Origin of the sequence: Dinghuibacter silviterrae (assembly GCF_004366355.1) — a bacterium.
GTDB lineage: Bacteria > Bacteroidota > Bacteroidia > Chitinophagales > Chitinophagaceae > Dinghuibacter > Dinghuibacter silviterrae.
Genome location: NZ_SODV01000001.1, coordinates 1,902,091 through 1,920,372, shown reverse-complemented (window position 1 = coordinate 1,920,372; position 18,282 = coordinate 1,902,091). Strand labels below are relative to the sequence as shown.

Here is an 18,282-nt window from a genome sequence, read left to right as displayed (position 1 = left end):
AGCTATTTTTTCCTGAAAAATATACGAACCGGCACCCCCTTGAAGTCGAACTGCTCCCGCAACTGGTTCTCCAGGTAGTTGCGGTAGGGCGTTTTGATGTCGTCCGGGTGGTTGCTGAAAAAGGCAAAAGACGGCACGTGGGTGGGAAGCTGTGTGCCATATTTAATGCTCACCGGCATCCCCCGGACCACCGGCGGGTGAAAGGACGCCACGGCCTTTTTGAGGAACTCGTTGAGCTGGGAGGTCGGGATCTTGCGCTGACGGTTCTGATACACCTCGATGGCGGTTTCGATCGCCTTGAAGATCCTTGTCTTTTCCGTGACCGATATAAAGATCACCGGCACATCCGTAAAGGGCGCCAGCCTTTTTTTCAACTCGCGTTCGTAGTCCCGGGCCGTATTCGTTTCCTTTTCCACCAGGTCCCATTTGTTGACCAGCAATACAACACCCTTCCCCTTGCGCGCCGCGAGCGAAAAGATGTTCAGGTCCTGGGCCGTGATCCCCTTGGTGGCATCGAGCAGCAACAGGCAAACGTCCGCCTCGTCCATTGCCTTGATCGCGCGGATGACCGAATAAAATTCCAGGTCTTCCTCGACTTTCTTTTTCCGGCGGATACCCGCCGTATCGATGAGCACAAACTCTTTTTGGAAAAGATTGTAGCGTGTATGGATGCTGTCCCGCGTCGTGCCCGCTACGTCGCTCACAATGGTGCGCTCCTGGCCCAGCAGGGCGTTGAGCAGCGACGACTTGCCGACATTCGGCTGGCCGATGATCGCAAACTTCGGGGTTTCTTCCTTTTCTTCTTCTTCAACTGCCTCTTCCGGGATCAGCGCTGCAATCGCGTCCAGCAGCTCCCCCGTCCCGCTGCCCGTCATGGCCGCAACAAAGAACACCGGGTCGAAGCCCAGCGCGTAAAACTCGGATGCCTCCAGCAGGCGGTCCGAATTGTCTACTTTATTTACGGTCAGGAAAACCGGTTTGGGTGACTGACGAAGCACATCCGCCATGGACTCGTCCAGGTCCGTGATCCCCGTCGCCGCGTCGCAAAGAAAAACGAGCGCGTCCGCCTCGTCGATGGCGATCAACACCTGGCGCCGGATCTCCCGTTCAAACACGTCTTCGCTCCGGGGCACAAACCCCCCGGTATCCACGACGTTAAACGTTTTCCCCGCCCAGTCGGCGACCCCATACTGCCGGTCCCGGGTAACCCCGCTCTGGTCATCCACGATGGCCTTGCGCTGTTCCAGCAGCCGGTTAAACAACGTACTCTTTCCCACATTGGGCCGGCCCACAATGGCAACGGTAAATCCAGACATATATTCCCATTTTTGCGGGGCGCTCCCGCGCCCCTATTCGTATCCGTATTCTTTTAACAGGAGGTCGTTATCCCTCCACTTCGGCCGCACCTTTACAAAAAGTTCCAGGAACACCTTCGACCCCAGAAACGCCTCGATGTCTTTGCGGGCGGCCATTCCCAGCGCCTTGATCTTTTGTCCCCCTTCCCCCAGCAAGATCCCCTTTTGCGTCTCCCGCTGCACCACGATCTCCGCGCGGATCTTGATCAGGTCAGCCTTCTCCTTGAATTCCTGGACCACGACCGCGGTATGATAAGGAATCTCCTCCGCATATAGCTGGTAGATCTTTTCCCGCACCATCTCCCCCACAAAAAACTTTGTCGGCAGGTCTGACATCTCGTCCTCCGGGAAATACGCTTCGCCTTCCGGCAACCGCGACACCAGCTCATCAAGAAGCGCCTGGACACCCGTTCCTTTAAGGGCGGAGACTTCCATGACCTTTGACGAATAAGGCCGGGCCGTAAAGAATTTTTTTAGCGCCTCCAGTTTTTCCGCACTGACCGCGTCCGTCTTGTTCAACACCACGATCGCCGGTGCTTTCAGCCGCAGCTTTTCAAAAACCGCGTCCGCTTCCACCGGATCGTCTCCGCTGTCCACCAGCAAGACCGCGATATCCGCGTCCTCCAGACTGTTCCGCACCGCCTGCATCATCCGCTCGTGCAACTTATACTGCGGATCGATGATGCCCGGTGTATCCGAAAAAATCACCTGGTATTTGTCGGTGGTTAGTATCGCTTTGATACGATGCCGGGTCGTCTGCACCTTTGGCGACACGATGGCCAGCTTCTCACCCGCCAAAGCGTTGAGCAGCGTGCTTTTCCCCGCGTTGGGGCGCCCGAAAATGTTCACAAAACCCGTTTGCATCGGCTGCAAAGGTAAACGAAAGACAATAAAATATTTGGTAGTTATTGCAACGTGTCCTACATTTGCAGTCCAATACATCGCGAAGTAGAGCAGCGGTAGCTCGTCGGGCTCATAACCCGAAGGTCGGAGGTTCGATCCCTCCCTTCGCAACGAAAGAAAGCCCTGGCATACGCCGGGGCTTTTTATATTATATTATGCGCTGCGCGGAACGAGTTAGGACGACTTCTTGTTGATCTCACTCGACCCCGAGGAGTGAAATTCTTTTACCACCGCGTTCCCCTTATAATTGACATCGCTGGACCCGCTGTTGTACACACTCAATTCTTTGTTGACGGTGATGTGGGTGTCCGACGAACCGTGGGCGGAAATGGTGCAGACGTCGACGGACAGGTCATACGCCTTGACGTCGCTGGAGCCGTTGAGGTGGATCGAAGCGGTGCCGGCGGTGCCGCTGATGTTGGCGTCGGAGCTGCCGCTTTGCTGGAGCTGGAGTTGGTTGGTATGGACGGCGCCTTTGAAGTCGCTGGAGCCGGAAAGGCTGATGGAAAGATTGTCTGTGTTGATGCTGCCGTCGACGTAGATATCGCTGGAACCCGAGGCGCTTAACTGGTTGAGGGTTTTGAAGGAAACAAAGGCTTTCAAGTGTTGGTTATTCCATCCCCAGTTCCAGTGAAACCCATTGTCCTTCAGATAAATGTGAAGGATGCCATTTTCAACGCTGGTAACGATCCTGTCCCGGAGCGCGGGATCGGAAGCACTGACGGCGACGCCTTCTTCATTTCCCTGTTTGACGACGAGGTCGATGGAACTGCTGACACTGATGCCGTGGAAAGAACCCACATCGCGCTTTTGAACGTTGGGGGCGTGGACGAGGAGGTCTCCCTGCTGGGCGTGGGTAAAAAAAGCCATGAGGAGACCGGTTATGAGAAGAGCAGACTTGTACATACAGGAGTCAATTTGGGGTATTACGTGGGGGGCCCCTGGAAAGTTACAGCGGCGGATCGTTTTTTTAAGTAGTTTGCGGCCGAAATTCACAGATTCCTCGGGGTGCCCATGGTGTGACGTCCACCAGGCTGAGATCATACCCGTAGAACCTGAACAGGGTAATGCCTGCGCAGGGAAGGTGGAAGAGCCCTTTCGGGCACATATAACCTCCTTTTTCCAATCGCAGCATTTCCCAAACCATTTTTTTCACTTCAAAAAGGTAAAGATGAAAAAACTGTTTTGGGCGATGTGTTGTTTTGTCAGTCCACTGCTGCCTTCAGCACAAGTCCTTTTGCATGGTACCGTCACCGATTCCGTGACCCATGAACCCCTGGAGGGGGTTTCCCTCCGTCTCGAACGCACCGGGGGTGGCCTGTCCGACCAGGACGGCATTTTTCGGATCAAAGCCCCGAAGCCCGGCGAATATTTGCTGACCGCCAGCGAAGTGGGGTACAAAACCCAAACACTGACCGTGCGGCTCGACGCGGCCACTACCGAGGCGAATATATCCCTCAGCCGGCTCCATCTTTTTCTCCAGCCGATCGAAGTAAAGGCGGTTCGCGTAGACGACAAGGCCCCCTTCAGCACGACCAACCTGGGTAAAAAGGAAATCGCGGAAAACAATGTGGGACAAGACATCCCGTATCTTCTTGATCAAACCCCCTCGGTCGTGATCAATTCCAATTCGGGCAACGGGGTGGGCTACACCGGGTTGAGTATCCGGGGGGTCGACCAGACCCGGATCAACGTCACGCTCAACGGCATTCCGATGAACGACGCCGAGGACCAGGGCGTCTATTTTGTAGACCTTCCCGATCTCGCGGGTTCCATCAGCTCCATGCAAATTCAAAGGGGTGTCGGGACGTCGACGAACGGGGCGGGTGCCTTTGGCGCTACCATCAACCTCAGCACCAATGAGGTCAACGACAAGGCCTATGGGGAAGTTGACAACAGCGTGGGTTCCTACAATACCTGGAAAACCATGGTCAAGGCGGGGTCCGGTTTGATCGATGACCATTTTACCCTGGAAGCGCGCGTATCGAGGATCACCAGCCTGGGTTATGTGGACCGGGGGTCGAGCGACCTGAAGTCGATCTACCTGTCCGCAGCTTACCTGACGGAGAAGTCTTCGCTCAGGTTTAATTTTATCGGGGGAACGGAAAAAACCTACCAGACATGGAACGGGGTTCCGGGCGCCAAGCTTTTTGGAAGCCAGGCCGACCTCCAGCAGTACTATGACAACAACATCGGGTCCTCCTTCTTTACGCCGGAGGATTCCGTCAATCTCTTCAAGTCCGACCGCCGGAAGTACAACTATTTTACGTACCCCAATCAGACGGATAATTACTGGCAGAACTACTACCAATTGTTTTACAACCATACCCTTAGCCATCACTGGGACCTGAACACGGCGGCCTTCCTGACCAGGGGATGGGGGTACTATGTGGAATATTCTCCACAACAGTCGTTTTCCGCTTATGGGTTATCCAACCCGGTTTTTAACGGGGATACGATCACGACCACAGACCTGATCCAGCAGCTTTGGTTGAACAACTGGTTCTACGGTGGCATCGCGTCTCTTCAGTACCATTCCGGGAACGACCAGGTCATTGCCGGCGGTGGGTGGGACCGTTATGACGGGGAGCACTACGGGATCGTCACCTGGGCCCAGGTGGGGTTCCCCAACGATTATCAATATTATTGGGACGTCGCCCATAAGACGGACTGGAACGCCTATGTCAAGTGGCAACACCGTTTCAGCCGGACCTGGAGCTCGTTTATAGACCTTCAGGACCGGGTCATCACCTATTATATCAACGGGTTTGACGACAATCCGGGGCTGTATGTACACAAGGACTTCAATTTCTTTAATCCGAAAGCAGGCATCAGCTATACCGGTGCCGGGGGATGGAACGGTTACCTGTCTGTGAGCATGGCAGGGCACGAGCCCAACCGGTCCGACTTCGAAGCCAACGAGGCACAACAACCCAAGGCGGAACACCTGCTCGACCTGGAGGCCAGCCTGGGGCAAAAGACCCGGACCTTCTCGTGGAACGCCACCGCGTATTATATGCGGTACAAGGATCAGTTGGTCCTCACCGGAAAGATCAACGACGTGGGGGAATACACACGGACCAACATTCCGGACAGCTACCGGGCCGGTCTGGAACTCCAGGGTGGCCTTAAATTGACACGCTGGTTTTCGGCAAGCGCCAACCTCACGCTCAGCCAAAACAAAGTCCTGAACTTTACGGAATACCTCACCGACTACGATAACGGGACCCAGCATGAAAACCAATACCATTCCACGGATATTGCGTTGTCCCCGGACGTGATCGGGGGCGCAACGCTGGACTTCACACCGGTCAGGTCCCTGAAGCTGAGTCTCCTCAGCAAATATGTGGGCCGCCAGTACCTGGACAATACCTCCAAAGACAGCCGCAGCCTCGATCCGTTTTTTTATGAAAACGCACAGGTGTTGTGGACGGTACCCCAGCCGTTGTTCAAACAGGTTCAGGTGAGCCTCATGGCGTACAATATATTCAATGCACTGTACGAACCCAACGGGTATACCTCCAGCTATATCAGCAACGGGCAGGTGGTGACTTCGAATTTCTATTTCCCGGCCGCACCGGTTAACTATATGGTCTCGGTGAATATAGCCCTCTAAGCGTATCCGTATAAATACGGAGGCCCCGGTAAATTCACCACGTACTTAAGCCTGCAGGGTATAAATACCTGCAGGCTTTTTGTATTATGTATAACCGGTTAACCATTGATTAGCAAACGGCCAGCCTTTTATTTATGTATAGTTCGTTAATTTACATACTCGTACCTGTGTAACGAAAAACTTCCTATACCTCTTACCACTTACCGCTGAGCCTGTTGCAAGGTGTCCTTGTTTTAACGTAACCGTATAGAAAGTTGAAAACGCTGGAATCCAAATCCGATTTTTACAAACTCCTTGTGGAAAACAGCAAGGAAATAATCTGTTTGCAACAGGAAGACGGACGGATTCTCTACGTCAATCCCGCTTTTCACGAGACCCTTGGTTATCCCCCTTCAGAAGTGATCGGTCACATACCCAACCCCTGGATACATCCCGACGATGCGCCCTGGCTGGAACGGGAATTCGCCGACGCCATTGAATACTGGAAAAATCACAAAGGCACCTCTACCCTAAGGGTGCGCTACCGGCTCCGCTGCCGGAGCCAGCGATACCTATGGTTGCACTCCCAGGTCACCTTTATGGAGTCGCCGGAAACGGGTCAACTGCAATTCCTGACCAATTCCCAGGACATTACCTTTTACATGGCGCTGGAAGAGGAGCTGTTGTCCATCAACCGCCTGTCCGAAGACAGCAGCGCCATGGCGCGGATCGGGGGCTGGCAGTTCGACCTCGAAACGGAACGCCTGACCTGGTCTCCCGAGGTCAAACGGATACACGAAGTCACCCCGGATTACGTCCCCAACCTGGAAGAAGCGATCCATTTTTATGCGCCGGAGGGCCGGTCCATTATTGAAGCGCAGGTAGCTAAATCGATACAGGACGGTGAAAGCTGGGACCTGGAATTGCCGTTGATCACCGCCCGGGGTAACCGCAAATGGGTGCGTGCCCAGGGCGAGGCCGAAGTGCAGGGCGGCAGGGTGGTCCGGCTTTATGGCGCTTTCCAGGACATCACCCGCGCCTATAAAATCAAAGAACAGATCCGGCTCAACGAGCAAAAGTTCAAGGCCATCTTCCACGCCATGTTCCAGTTCATCGGGCTCCTCAGCCCGGACGGCCGCCTCCTGGAGGCCAACGATAGCGCCCTTCGTTTTGCGGGTGTGGAGCTGGACCAGGTGCTCAACCGGCCCTTTTGGGAGGCCTTCTGGTGGACGGAATCGTCAAAGGTCCAGGTAAAAGAATACATCCGCCAGGCGGCGCAGGGCCAATTCGTACGGGACGAGATCAGTGTACACAGTACCGCCGGCGAACTCCTGACGCTTGATTTTTCCATAAAACCCATCTTCGACGACAACGGAAAGGTGGTCATGCTCATCCCTGAGGGAAGGAACATCACCCGTCAAAAACGAACCGAGGCCCGGCTGCGATTGACGCAGTTTTCCATAGACCAGGCTTCCCTGCCGGTCATCTGGGCGGAACACGACGGGGCCATTACCTATATCAACGAGTACGGCTGCAGCATTCTGGGGCGTGCGGCGGAGGAGCTGCAGGGCACCCCGCTGTGGGAACTGTACGCGGAAGGTACGCAGGAGGGATACGATTCCTTCTGGAACGACCTCAAGGAGCAAAAGGTCGTCAACATGCAACGGTCGGTGACCCTGAAGAGCGGGCGGGTCCTGGAAATCGAGGTCACCGCCAACTACCTCTCCTACGGGGACCAGGAATCGAGCGTGACCTTTTTCCAGGACGTCACCGAACGGATCCAGGCGGAGCGCCACCTGGTGGAAAGCGAGCAAAGACTCCGTTACGCCCTGGAGGGCACGGGGGGTGGTCTTTGGGACTGGAACCTGGACTCGGGCAGTGTCTACCTCTCCCCCATCTGGAAGTCCATGCTGGGCTACCAGGACACGGAGCTGGAAAACAGTTACCAATCCTGGTATCACCAGATCCACCCGGAGGACAAGCAAAAAATGTTGCAGACCATACAGTCCGTATACGATCCCTCCAACAATACTTTTTCCCTCCTCCATCGCCTGCGGACGAAAACCGGTGAATACCGGTACATCCTATCAAAGGGGATCGTCATCCAGCGCACCCACCAGGGTAAACCGGAGCGGATCATCGGGATCAACTCCGACCTGACCAACCAGATACAAACCCAGGAAAAGCTCATCGAGACCCAGCAGCGCTTCCACCATGCTTTTTTCAACTCGGGTATCGGGATGGCCATCGTCGCGCCCAACGGGGGCTGGATCGACGTCAACGACGCGACCTGCCGGATCACGGGCTACAGCCGGACCGAGCTGCTGCAGTTGACCTTCCAGGACATCACCCATCCAGACGACGTGGACAAGGACGTACAAGGCACGATGGCCCTGTTAAATGGCCAGATCGAGATGCACACGATGGAAAAAAGGTATATCCATAAACAAGGGCATACCATCTGGGTCAACCTGAACGCCACGGTCGTTCGTAACAAGATCGGAGAACCCCAGTTCTTCGTATCGCATATAGAAGACATCACCTCGCTGAAAACGGCCCAGCAGTCCCTGGAACGCCAGAACCTGCGCCTGATTTCGAGCGCGGAACACCTTACCCGCAAGAACAAGCAGCTCGCCGAGTTCTCCCAGATCGTGTCGCATAACCTCAGGGCGCCTGTCAGTAATATTTCGATCCTCTTGCAGTATTATAAGGACGCCAAAACGGCGGAGGAAAAGGAGGAACTGGTGGACCTCCTGACACAAAGCTCCACCGCGCTGCTGGACACCCTCAACGAACTAACGGAGGTGATCAAGGTCCAGCAGGACAAATACATCCAAAAGGAAGCCCTTAGTTTTGAGCACGTTTTCGACAAGGTCAAACAAATGCACGCCGCCCAGATCGCCGAGCTGAAGGCTTGTATACACCAGGATTTCTCCGCGGCACCGGCCATCAGATATCCTTCCATCTACCTGGAAAGCATCCTGATGAACCTGCTAAACAACGCCCTGAAGTATGCCGAACCTACCCGCAAACCCGTGATCACCGTTCGCACCTGCTGGAAAAACGATAACCTCCTGCTGGAGTTCAGCGACAACGGCCGCGGGATCAACCTGGACAAGCACAGCGGCAACATTTTCAAGCTGTATAAGACCTTTCATAAACACCCTGATGCAAAAGGTTTGGGCCTTTATATGACAAAAAACCAGGTGGAAGCCATGGGAGGCAAGATTTTTGTGGAGAGCAAGGAGTTTGAGGGCACCAAATTTATTATTAACTTCAATCAATATCAGGCACCCGATGCAGAATAAGATCCAGATCGCTATCATTGACGACGACAAGATATTCCAGCTCATCACCAACAAGACGCTGAATACCATTGATCTGGTAGGGCACATCTGGCAGTTCTACAACGGCGAAGAAGCACTGATGTATCTGCAGGACCACGCCGCCCAACCCGACGCCCTTCCCGATATCATCCTCCTGGACATCAACATGCCGGTCGTCGACGGCTGGACCTTTCTCAAGGACTACTTCCCTCTGCACAGTCAGCTATCCAAACCCATCTCCATCCACATGGTGAGCTCCTCCATCGACCCCAAGGACATCGAACGCGCCACCGGAACGCCCCTCGTCCAGGAATACATCATCAAGCCCATCACCAAGGATAAGATCCTGGACGTGATCCGGCAGAAGATGGAACAGCTCGAAGCGTAGTCTCTCTCTTCTTAGTCTTAATCCTGGTTTCAGGGCCCGAACCTCCAGGACCCAGGGACATACCATGTCTCAGCGAAGTGGGGTGTCCGTTTTACTTTCTTTTCCGTAGGGTTTAGGCCTGCAATGCGGGTTTTAATCCTACGGAAAAGAAAGTAAAACGGACACCCCACTTCGCGGGCAACGCGGTCGGGCCGGCGGGTGCCGAATATTATTCGGCCGGCAGCATAATCGCCGTAAAGCTCTGGCTCTCCGGGGTCACCAATTTCGCGACCGCCTGTATATCGGACGCCTTCAGTGCGGATATACGCCCCAGGTAGTCGACGGTGGCGCCGGGGGTGGCGTCCAGGAGGTAAATGCTGTGCAACGCTTCCTGCCAGTAGGTGTTTTCCTTGACATCGGTCACGTGCTTTTCCTGCCATTGGGCCTTGACCTTGGCGAGGTCTTCCGCCGTGGGGCCTTCCTTTTTGATTTTGTCGAGCTCTTCCCTGAAAGCAGTCAGGAGCGTATCCTTCTTGTCGGGGTTGCAGGGAAGCTGGAGGACAAGGGAGGCATTGCCGTAAGGATAGCGGCTCATATCCGCAAAGGTGCCGCCGGAATAGATACCCCCGATCTTTTCACGGAGACGGTCGATGATGCGGATGTTGAGTACCTCAGAAAGGCCATCCAGGGCCAGGTCGGAAGACTCGCTATAGGGCACCTGCGCGTTGTAGAATTTGAGGATGAGGCATTTTTTGTCTTTGCCCTTGTGGGCGACCAGGGTCGTGCCCTTTTCCAGGGGACGTACGCCGTTATCTACGAATCCGAAAGTTTTACCTTCGGCGGGCAGCGAGCCCAGGTATTGCTCAAGGAGGGGTTTTACCTTTTCGACCTCGAAGCTCCCGACGAGCGTGAAGGTAAAGCCTTTGCCCGTGCCAAACTGTTCCTTGAACAGTTGGAGGATCCGGTCCGCGCTGAGGTTCTTGAAATAATCGGCGTGGGGGACCAGGATGGGCGCCAATGGATTACCCTGGTAAAGGGTTTGTTGCATGGTATCGATGAAAGCTGCCTGAGGGTTGGCCATCAGGAATTGCAGCGCCGTTACCCGGCGGCTAACATACGCCCGGAAAAGGGCGGTGTCCTTCCGGGGGTTCGTGCAATATAGATAAACCATCTGGAGCATCGTCTCCAGGTCCTTCACGCTGCTGCTGCCGCTCAGGTTCGCACTCAGCGCACCCAGTTGGGGGGTGACCGTCACCGTTTTCCCGGCGTTGATTTTTTTGAGATCGGTCGGCGAAAAATCGCCGATCCCCATGGCCTGTACGATTTCCGAGGCATACGCGGCATTGTACCGGTCGGCCGCGCCATATACGTTCTGTCCGCCCTTACGGAAACCTTGCAACAGGATCTCGTCGTTTTTAAAATCGGTGGGTTTGAGGATCACCTTGACCCCGGAGGCAAAGGTTAGCTCGGTCGTTCCTAAGGCGGCATTCTTGCTTTCCTTCACCACCGTACCCGGTTTGGGTTTGTCGGTAATGAGGTCGGTCGCCACCGCCTTTTCCTCGTAGGGCTGCACGGTCATGGCAGAAGCATGGTCGGCCATCGCCAGCAGGCTGTCGCTGGAGGGGAGCGGGAAGTTCCCCTTGTCCGGCCCCGTTAGCAGCACGAGGTAGTGCGGGTTTTCTTTCAGCTCGCCGGTCAGCGCACTGACCTCCGCAGCCGTGATCCCCGGCATCAATTCATTATAATACCGGTATTCATTGGCGATGCCCGGGACCGGTTCCTGTTCCAGGAAGTTTTGGATATATTCATCGACGAGGTCGCCCGATTCCGTCTTGTCCCGTTCCTGATACGCCTGTTCCATGGAGTTGAGCAGGCTTTTCTTGCCCCGGGTCAGTTCCGCATCCGTAAATCCAAATTGTCTGACGCGGTCAATTTCCTGGATCAGCGCGTTTCCGGAACGGTCGACGCCGTCTTTACCCACCAGGGCGCTCCCATAGAAGGCTTCGTACTGGCGGACGATGTCCGTAAAACCGGCGCTGGCATTGAGAAAGGGCGGGTTTTCCTTTTGCGTCAGTTCCGCCAGGCGCTGTCCGATCATGATCCGGAAAAGCTCCTTCAACATATCATTACGATAGTTCGAGAGGGTAACCACCGGCTGCTTCTTCTGGAAGGAATAAAGGAGCTCGACGTTGTAGTTGGTGGCTTCCTTGTCCGTCACGACCAGCCCTTCGGACTGATTACGCGCCGGCACATCGGCATATATCCTCGGGAGTTCGGGGGAAGGATTGGTCAGCCCCGCAAAGTGCTGTTTGATCAGCGCCTCGGCCTTGTCGGGGTCCACGTCTCCGACAACGACTACCGCCATGAGGTCCGGGCGATACCAGTCGTGGTAGAATTTCCGGAGCGTATCCGGTGAAAAGTTCCGGATGATCGAATCAAGCCCGATCGGCAGCCGCTCGGCATACTTCGATCCGGCAAAAAGCACCGGGAAATACTTGTCGCGCATCCGCTGACCGGCTCCTTTTCCCAGGCGGCTTTCTTCAAGGATGACCGGGCGTTCTTCGTTGATATCCTGGGTCGTATACGAAACGTTGTGGGCCCAGTCCTCCAAGATCAGAAAGCCCGTGTCCAGGTTTCCCGGTTTGTCGGTGGGAATGGGGAGAATATATTCGGTTTCGTCAAAACTGGTAAAGGCGTTCAGGTCCGCACCGAACTGCACCCCGATGCTTTGCAGAAAGCTGACGAGGTCGTTCTTTTGAAAATGCTTGGTGCCGTTAAACGCCATGTGTTCGCAAAAGTGTGCGAGCCCCCGCTGGTTTTCGTCTTCTAAAATGGAACCCGCATTGACAACAAGGCGTAGTTCCACCTTTTTTTCCGGAAGTCCGTTGCGGCGGATGTAATAGGTCAGCCCGTTATCCAGGTGGCCGATGCGAACCTGCGGATCGACAGGCAATACGGTATCCAGGTTCACCTGGGCATGGGTTGTTGACAAGGTCAGGAGTAAGCAGGCCGAACCAAGGACCTGTAAAAGGTTTTTTTGCATATAAACACAACGATGGTGGCGCACAAAATAGGAATTATACACCAAATAGAACCTATTTTTAGGTCATGGAGATCCCGTTTTATCGTTTACTGATCATCGGCGGTGGCCCTATCGGCCTCGCCTGCGCGCTGGAAGCCCAAAAGCACGGAGTAGACTACTTGATTTTGGAAAAAGGTTGCCTTGTTAACAGCCTTTACCATTACCCGCTGGGGATGACGTTCTTTTCCACCTCGGAAAGATTGGAGATCGGGGGCGTGCCCTTTGTCTCCAACAGCGTCAAGCCAACCCGGCCCGAAGCCCTGGAATATTACCGGCGGGTGGCCCTTTCCCACGTGGTAAACATCCGCCTGTTCGAAGCCGTGGAGCGCGTACAGCCTTCCGGCAACGGGAAATACCTCGTCACCACCGCGCACGGGCGCTATGAAGCCGCCAACGTCATCATCGCGACCGGGTTCTATGACATTCCCAACCTCCTCCATATCCCCGGCGAACAACTCCCCAAGGTCCGGCACTATTACAAGGAGCCCCACTTCTACGCCCTGCAAAAGGTCGTCGTGGTCGGCGCCGCCAACTCCGCCGTGGACGCCGCCCTGGAAACCTTTCGCAAAGGCGCCCACGTCACCCTGGTGACCCAGGGACCCGCCATCAGCGAGCGCGTCAAATACTGGGTCAAACCCGACATCGAAAACCGGATCAAGGAAGGCAGCATCCGGGCCTTTTTTAACAGCCACCTCGCCGCCATCGAAGAGCGGTCGGTCACCATCCGTACGCCGGAAGGCCTGTTGACGATCGACAACGACTACGTCCTGGCGATGACCGGTTACCAACCCAACTTCGCCTTCCTGGAAGGCATGGGGATCACCTTAAGCCAGGATGCCCTCCGCCTCCCGGCCTACAACCCCGACACCATGGAAACCAACCTGCCCGGGGTGTACCTCGCGGGGGTGGTGTGCGGGGGGATGAATACGCACAAGTGGTTTATCGAAAACTCGCGCGTGCACGCGGAAGTCATTCTGCGACACATCACTTCCTTATGAAAAAAAGATATTGGCTGGCCGCCGCACTGGCTGCGATCGTTGTTTGCTGGGTCGTGCTCAGGGTCACCGGAGTCATTCAATTCTATAAGGTGTCGACGACCTCCAACGAACCCACCCTTCGCATCGGCAAGTATTTTTTCGCCGGGCGTTGGGCCAAACCGAAGCGCTTCGATTTCGTCCTGTATATGGGGAAAGCCCCCGGCGACGAGACCAAGACCAAGTGGATCCACCGGCTGTGTGGTCTTCCGGGAGATACCCTGGAAATCCGCGGGGGTATCCTGTACATCAACGGCAATAGCCCAGACAGCAGCTTGTCGCTGGCAAGAATGTACTGTGTATCGAGTGCGAAGGCCCGGACGTTAATGACCAAACACCATCTCGCATACGCTACCGTAAGTTATGAAACCGACGTTTTTAATCTCGGATGGGACTCCAGCTTTGTCATACTCGACCAGCAACTGGCGGCCCGCGAAGGTCTCCCCCATTTTACCACGGTACCGGCCGGCCGGCCGGAAAAAGATATAGTGCGTTCCTTCGGCAAACCCTGGAACAGGGATAATTTCGGCCCTGTCGTCGTGCCGCCCCACGAATTTTTCGTCCTTGGCGACAGCAGGAGCAATGCCTACGACTCGCGATACCACGGATTTGTCGCGGACACGGACGTAGTGGCGACAGTGCTCGACAAACGCTAGTCCGCCACCTCCTCAATCACATGCCCCACCGCCCCATTGGGCATCTGTATATGCAACATCGCCGCCAGCGTCACCGCTATATCGGTCATGTATACCGTCCGGTGTAGGGAACCGGGTTTGACACCCCAGCCAAACCATACGAGCGGGATATGGGCGTCATAGGGGTTCCAGAGGCCATGCGTGGTTCCGGTTTTGAACCCCTCCATCCAGGCGGGCATGAGGATGACTTGTATATCGCCGCTACGGCGTGGGAAATAGCCGTTTTCCACCGATGTCCGGATGACTTCCGGCAGGGGCTCGTTGTCCATACGGTCGAGTGCAAACGCGCGCGCGACACCCGGCTGGGCCATAAGGTATTTGACCACTTCGTTCTCTACCTTCCGCGGGTCCAGCATCATCGAGTCCATCAGCGGGCGGTTCAGGTAGACCTGGTAGTTGAGGACGTCCCTGATGAGGCGGGGCGTAAAGAAAACTTTTTCGATCCGGTCCTCCAGCCCTTTTCTCCAAGCCGCCAGGCTGACCGTACCCGCCGGCACGTTGTGTTCCTGGAGGAAACCGGCGGCATGGGCGGCGCCGTGATCCGCGGTCAGGAAGACGAGGTATTGGCCCTTGCCAACCTTTTCGTCAAGGGTGGCGAGCAGGTCGGCCAGCGTACGGTCCAGCCGCAGGTATGTATCTTCGGCCTCTATGGAGTTCGGGCCAAAGGCATGGCCCACGTAATCCGTGGAGGAAAAACTGACGGCCAGGAAATCGGTGTGCTCACCCTTCCCCAGGTTTTCGCCGGTGAGGGCCGCCTTGCACATTTCCTCCACGATCGAGTTGCCGAAGGGCGTGGTGCCGAGCGCACCGTAGTTTTTTCCCACGAAACGCGACAGGTTGTAGGGGAAATGCGTCTGGTCGGGGCCAAAAGGGGTGCCCTCCCAGGCCACGGAATCGGCCGTGCTTTCGGTGTAAGATGCCAGTGGGTAAACCGTATTCCAACCCTCTTTATAGTAGGCGTCGGGCAGCTTTTGGGCGTTGAAGGCTTTTACCCAGTCCGGCAGGTCTTTTTGATAGTAGGTGCTCGTAATAAACGCCCCTGTTTTATGGTCGTACCAATAGGCTGCATTCGCCAGGTGTCCCGCGGGCAGGATCGAGGCCCGGTCTTTGAAGGAAATGCCAATGACCTTGCTCCCGAAATTCGTGGCCAGGCGAAGCTCGTCCGTAACGGTGGTGGCCAACAGGTTCCGTGGGCTTTCCTTACCTTCGTCCGAAGTGCTGCCGACCGTTTGGACCGAGTCATCCTCGGTGCAATAGACTTCCCGCCCTTTGTCGTTGTCAAACCAGCTGTTCCCGGTCATACCGTGAACGGCGGGTACGCTTCCCGTATAGACACAGGAATGGCCGCAGGCAGTATAGGTTGGGATATAGGGGATCATGGTGTTCTCGCATTTGAAACCGCCGTTCAGCAGCCGCTTAAACCCTCCTTCGGGGTAACGATCGTAATAGCGGTACAGGTAGTCCCAGCGCATCTGGTCGATCATGATGCCGACCACGAGTTTTGGACGCTTGATTTGGGCGGAAACCGCGCCGGAGAGAAGGATTGCACTACACAAAACCAGTTTGCGGACCATGATCTATTAACGATTTGGTAAAAAATTGCGCCAAATCTATGGTATCGAAGTCAAAAAAGGACTTTTTTATACCTTTACGCCGCATCAGCCTGAATTCTTAATTATTACATAATATGGCAGACATCTTTGATAAGTTACTGAAGCACTACGGTCCGATCGGACAACACCGCGAGCGTGCGCACGGGTATTTTGCTTTTCCGAAACTGGAAGGCCCCATCGGTCCCCGGATGATTTTCCGTGGGAAAGAGAAGATCGTGTGGAGCCTCAACAACTACCTCGGCCTGGCAAACCACCCCGAAGTCCGCAAGGCGGACGAAGATGCGGCCCGAGAGTTCGGTCTGGCCCTCCCCATGGGCGCCCGGATGATGAGCGGCAACAGTAACTATCATGAGCAACTGGAACAGGAGCTGGCCGCCTTCGAAGGGAAGGAAGACGCCTTCCTCCTGAACTACGGTTACCAGGGTGTCGTCAGCATCATCGATGCCCTTTGCGGCCGTCACGACGTGATCGTGTACGACGCCGAATCACACGCCTGTATCATCGACGGGGTACGGCTCCACGCCGGTCACCGTTATGTATACAAGCACAACGACATAGAGGATTTCGAAAAACAATTGCAACGGGCCACCACCCTTATTGAAAAGCAAAACGCCGGCGGCATCCTGGTGATCACCGAAGGCGTGTTTGGCATGGGCGGCGACCAGGGCAAGCTCCGCGAGATCGTCGCGCTGAAAAAGAAATACAGCTTCCGGCTGTTCGTGGACGACGCCCACGGGTTCGGCACCCTGGGCAAAACCGGGGCCGGCGCCGGCGAGGAGCAGGGCGTCCAGGACCAGATCGACCTGTACTTCTCCACCTTCGCCAAAAGCATGGCCTCCATCGGTGCCTTCGTCGCCGGGGATAAGGGGATCATCGACTACCTCCGCTACAACCTACGCTCCCAGATTTTTGCCAAAAGCCTGCCGATGCCCATCACCGTCGGCAACCTCAAGCGCCTGGAACTCCTGCGCACCCGGCCGGAGCTCAAGGAAAAACTCTGGAATAACGTCCGTAAGCTGCAAAGCGGGCTTTTGGAAAAAGGCTTTGATATCGGCGCTTCCAACTCCGCCGTCACGCCCATCTATATGAAAGGGGACGTACCCGAAGCCACCGCCATGGTGATGGATTTGAGGGAAAATTACCATATTTTCTGCTCGATCGTCGTCTACCCCGTGATCCCCAAGGGGCAGATCATCTACCGAATTATTCCGACCGCCGCCCACTCCTTCGAAGATATCGAATTGACACTGAAGGCGTTTGAAGCCACTAAACGGAAACTCGACGCCGGGGACTATAAAGTGGAAGCCATCCCCGACATGGCCCAGGCATAAGTTATTGTCGCTCTTGATATAAGAAGGCCGCTCTCTACGAGTGGCCTTTTTTTTCCTAAAAAAAGAAATGGCCCCCTAGACAAGGGGCCATTACTAATCAAAGCCATTAACCACTAAACCTTATCCTATGAAAAACCTTATGAAAAAACTACGTAGTAGATCCTAAACTGGTTTTAGGTCACGATGATTATATTAGGCATCCTTATGAATAAAACCGCAGTTTCTGTTGAAATTCCTCCGCAAAAAGACGTAGGTTAAACCGTTTAGCAGTTAAAAAATCCGTATAAATACGTAGGTTTTTAAACGGACGCCAGCGCTTGAATGTGAAAAAAGTGCTGAATGAAGTGAATAAACCGGGCTAAAAAAAAATTTGTGCAATCGATTGTACACCAGCCCCGGGGAGGGGCATTTACCAGGAGGGGCTGAAGCTTTTCAGGAAGTCATGGTACGACCTGGTCTTATAGGCCTCTTCCCCGAAATACTTAAGAACGGGTTCCAAATCAGCGGGTTTCAGATACCCGGAGATGAATTGGGGAGCCCGGTTGTCCGGGGTGATGACGACCGTGGTGGGAAAAGAAAGGTTGCCCCTGGTAAGCGACATCACCAGTTCGTTGACCTTATAGTCAGGATTGTATGCAAAAGACTGGCCCTTCCAGGTAACCCTCCCCCGGTTTTCCGCGTTAAACCGCACCGAATAGAATTTTTGCCCCATGTAAGCCGCCACCCGGGGATCTTCGTAGGTGTTCTTTTCCATCACCTTGCACCAGTAGCACCAGTCGGTATAAATGTCCATGATGATGACCCTGGGTTCGCCCTTGCTCCGGTCCTGGGCTTCCTGGAGGGAGAGCCAGGGGACGGAGGTCCTTGCCGCCGGCGCGGCGGCGGGCGACCCGTTCGCGGGGCCCGACGCTGGCGCGGGGCGGCCCGTCCAGAGCATTATTCCGGCGATGGCGATGAAAGTTGCCTTTACCATTTACTTTT

12 protein-coding genes, 1 tRNA gene and 1 riboswitch are annotated in these 18,282 nt (G+C 55.1%); of the genes, 7 read left to right on the top strand and 6 right to left on the bottom strand.

All coding sequences use genetic code 11. The features are described from left to right. Positions 1-2: 2 nt before the first annotated feature. On the bottom strand, positions 3-1,316 hold the full coding sequence (der, locus tag EDB95_RS08620) for a ribosome biogenesis GTPase Der (RefSeq protein ID WP_133992640.1): 1,314 nt from the start codon (positions 1,314-1,316) through the stop codon (positions 3-5). A gap of 33 nt (positions 1,317-1,349) precedes the next feature. Next, complete coding sequence (gene era / locus EDB95_RS08615; RefSeq protein WP_133992638.1) at positions 1,350-2,219, bottom strand: GTPase Era; 870 nt, start codon at positions 2,217-2,219, stop codon at positions 1,350-1,352. Positions 2,220-2,297: 78 nt separating this feature from the next. Between era and EDB95_RS08610 the strand changes: the two genes are divergently transcribed. Next, a tRNA-Met gene (locus EDB95_RS08610) sits at positions 2,298-2,369 on the top strand. Positions 2,370-2,432: 63 nt separating this feature from the next. Here EDB95_RS08610 and EDB95_RS08605 read toward each other — a convergent pair. Continuing rightward, positions 2,433-3,164 carry a head GIN domain-containing protein gene (locus EDB95_RS08605; protein WP_133992636.1) on the bottom strand — a complete coding sequence of 244 codons (732 nt, stop codon included), beginning with the start codon at positions 3,162-3,164 and terminating at the stop codon, positions 2,433-2,435. 88 nt (positions 3,165-3,252) lie between these two features. Continuing rightward, positions 3,253-3,357, top strand: a riboswitch (TPP riboswitch). Between the two features lie 72 nt (positions 3,358-3,429). Between EDB95_RS08605 and EDB95_RS08600 the strand changes: the two genes are divergently transcribed. From EDB95_RS08600 to EDB95_RS08590, 3 genes are all read left to right on the top strand, one after another. Then, complete coding sequence (locus EDB95_RS08600; protein ID WP_133992634.1) at positions 3,430-5,874, top strand: TonB-dependent receptor; 2,445 nt, start codon at positions 3,430-3,432, stop codon at positions 5,872-5,874. 254 nt (positions 5,875-6,128) lie between these two features. Beyond that, complete coding sequence (locus tag EDB95_RS08595; RefSeq protein ID WP_133992632.1) at positions 6,129-9,161, top strand: PAS domain-containing protein; 3,033 nt, start codon at positions 6,129-6,131, stop codon at positions 9,159-9,161. Continuing rightward, positions 9,151-9,567 (top strand): response regulator, encoded by a 417-nt coding sequence (locus tag EDB95_RS08590; RefSeq protein WP_133992630.1) that lies wholly within the window; start codon positions 9,151-9,153, stop codon positions 9,565-9,567. The genes EDB95_RS08595 and EDB95_RS08590 overlap by 11 nt, the downstream gene beginning before the upstream one ends. Positions 9,568-9,775: 208 nt before the next feature. On the opposite strand, the gene EDB95_RS08585 is transcribed toward EDB95_RS08590, so the two are convergent. Then, a complete protein-coding gene (locus tag EDB95_RS08585; RefSeq protein ID WP_133992628.1) occupies positions 9,776-12,589 on the bottom strand; it encodes a M16 family metallopeptidase in 2,814 nt (937 codons plus the stop codon). 65 nt (positions 12,590-12,654) lie between these two features. Here EDB95_RS08585 and EDB95_RS08580 point away from each other — a divergent pair, with 65 nt between their 5' ends. Together EDB95_RS08580 and lepB are read left to right on the top strand one after the other, a co-directional pair. Next, positions 12,655-13,626 carry a YpdA family putative bacillithiol disulfide reductase gene (locus EDB95_RS08580; protein WP_133992626.1) on the top strand — a complete coding sequence of 324 codons (972 nt, stop codon included), beginning with the start codon at positions 12,655-12,657 and terminating at the stop codon, positions 13,624-13,626. After that, positions 13,623-14,318, top strand: a complete 696-nt coding sequence (lepB, locus tag EDB95_RS08575; RefSeq protein WP_133992624.1) for a signal peptidase I — start codon at positions 13,623-13,625, stop codon at positions 14,316-14,318. The genes EDB95_RS08580 and lepB overlap by 4 nt, the downstream gene beginning before the upstream one ends. On the opposite strand, the gene pafA is transcribed toward lepB, so the two are convergent. Then, a complete protein-coding gene (gene pafA, locus EDB95_RS08570) occupies positions 14,315-15,931 on the bottom strand; it encodes an alkaline phosphatase PafA (protein WP_133992622.1) in 1,617 nt (538 codons plus the stop codon). The two genes, lepB and pafA, sit on opposite strands and share 4 nt — an antisense overlap. 113 nt (positions 15,932-16,044) lie before the next feature. Between pafA and EDB95_RS08565 the strand changes: the two genes are divergently transcribed. After that, positions 16,045-17,301, top strand: a complete 1,257-nt coding sequence (locus tag EDB95_RS08565) for an aminotransferase class I/II-fold pyridoxal phosphate-dependent enzyme (protein ID WP_133992620.1) — start codon at positions 16,045-16,047, stop codon at positions 17,299-17,301. A 409-nt stretch (positions 17,302-17,710) separates the two neighbouring features. Here the strand turns inward: EDB95_RS08565 and EDB95_RS08560 are convergent, their stop codons facing one another. Further along, positions 17,711-18,274, bottom strand: a complete 564-nt coding sequence (locus EDB95_RS08560; protein WP_133992618.1) for a thioredoxin family protein — start codon at positions 18,272-18,274, stop codon at positions 17,711-17,713. Between the last annotated feature and the right edge of the window lie 8 nt (positions 18,275-18,282).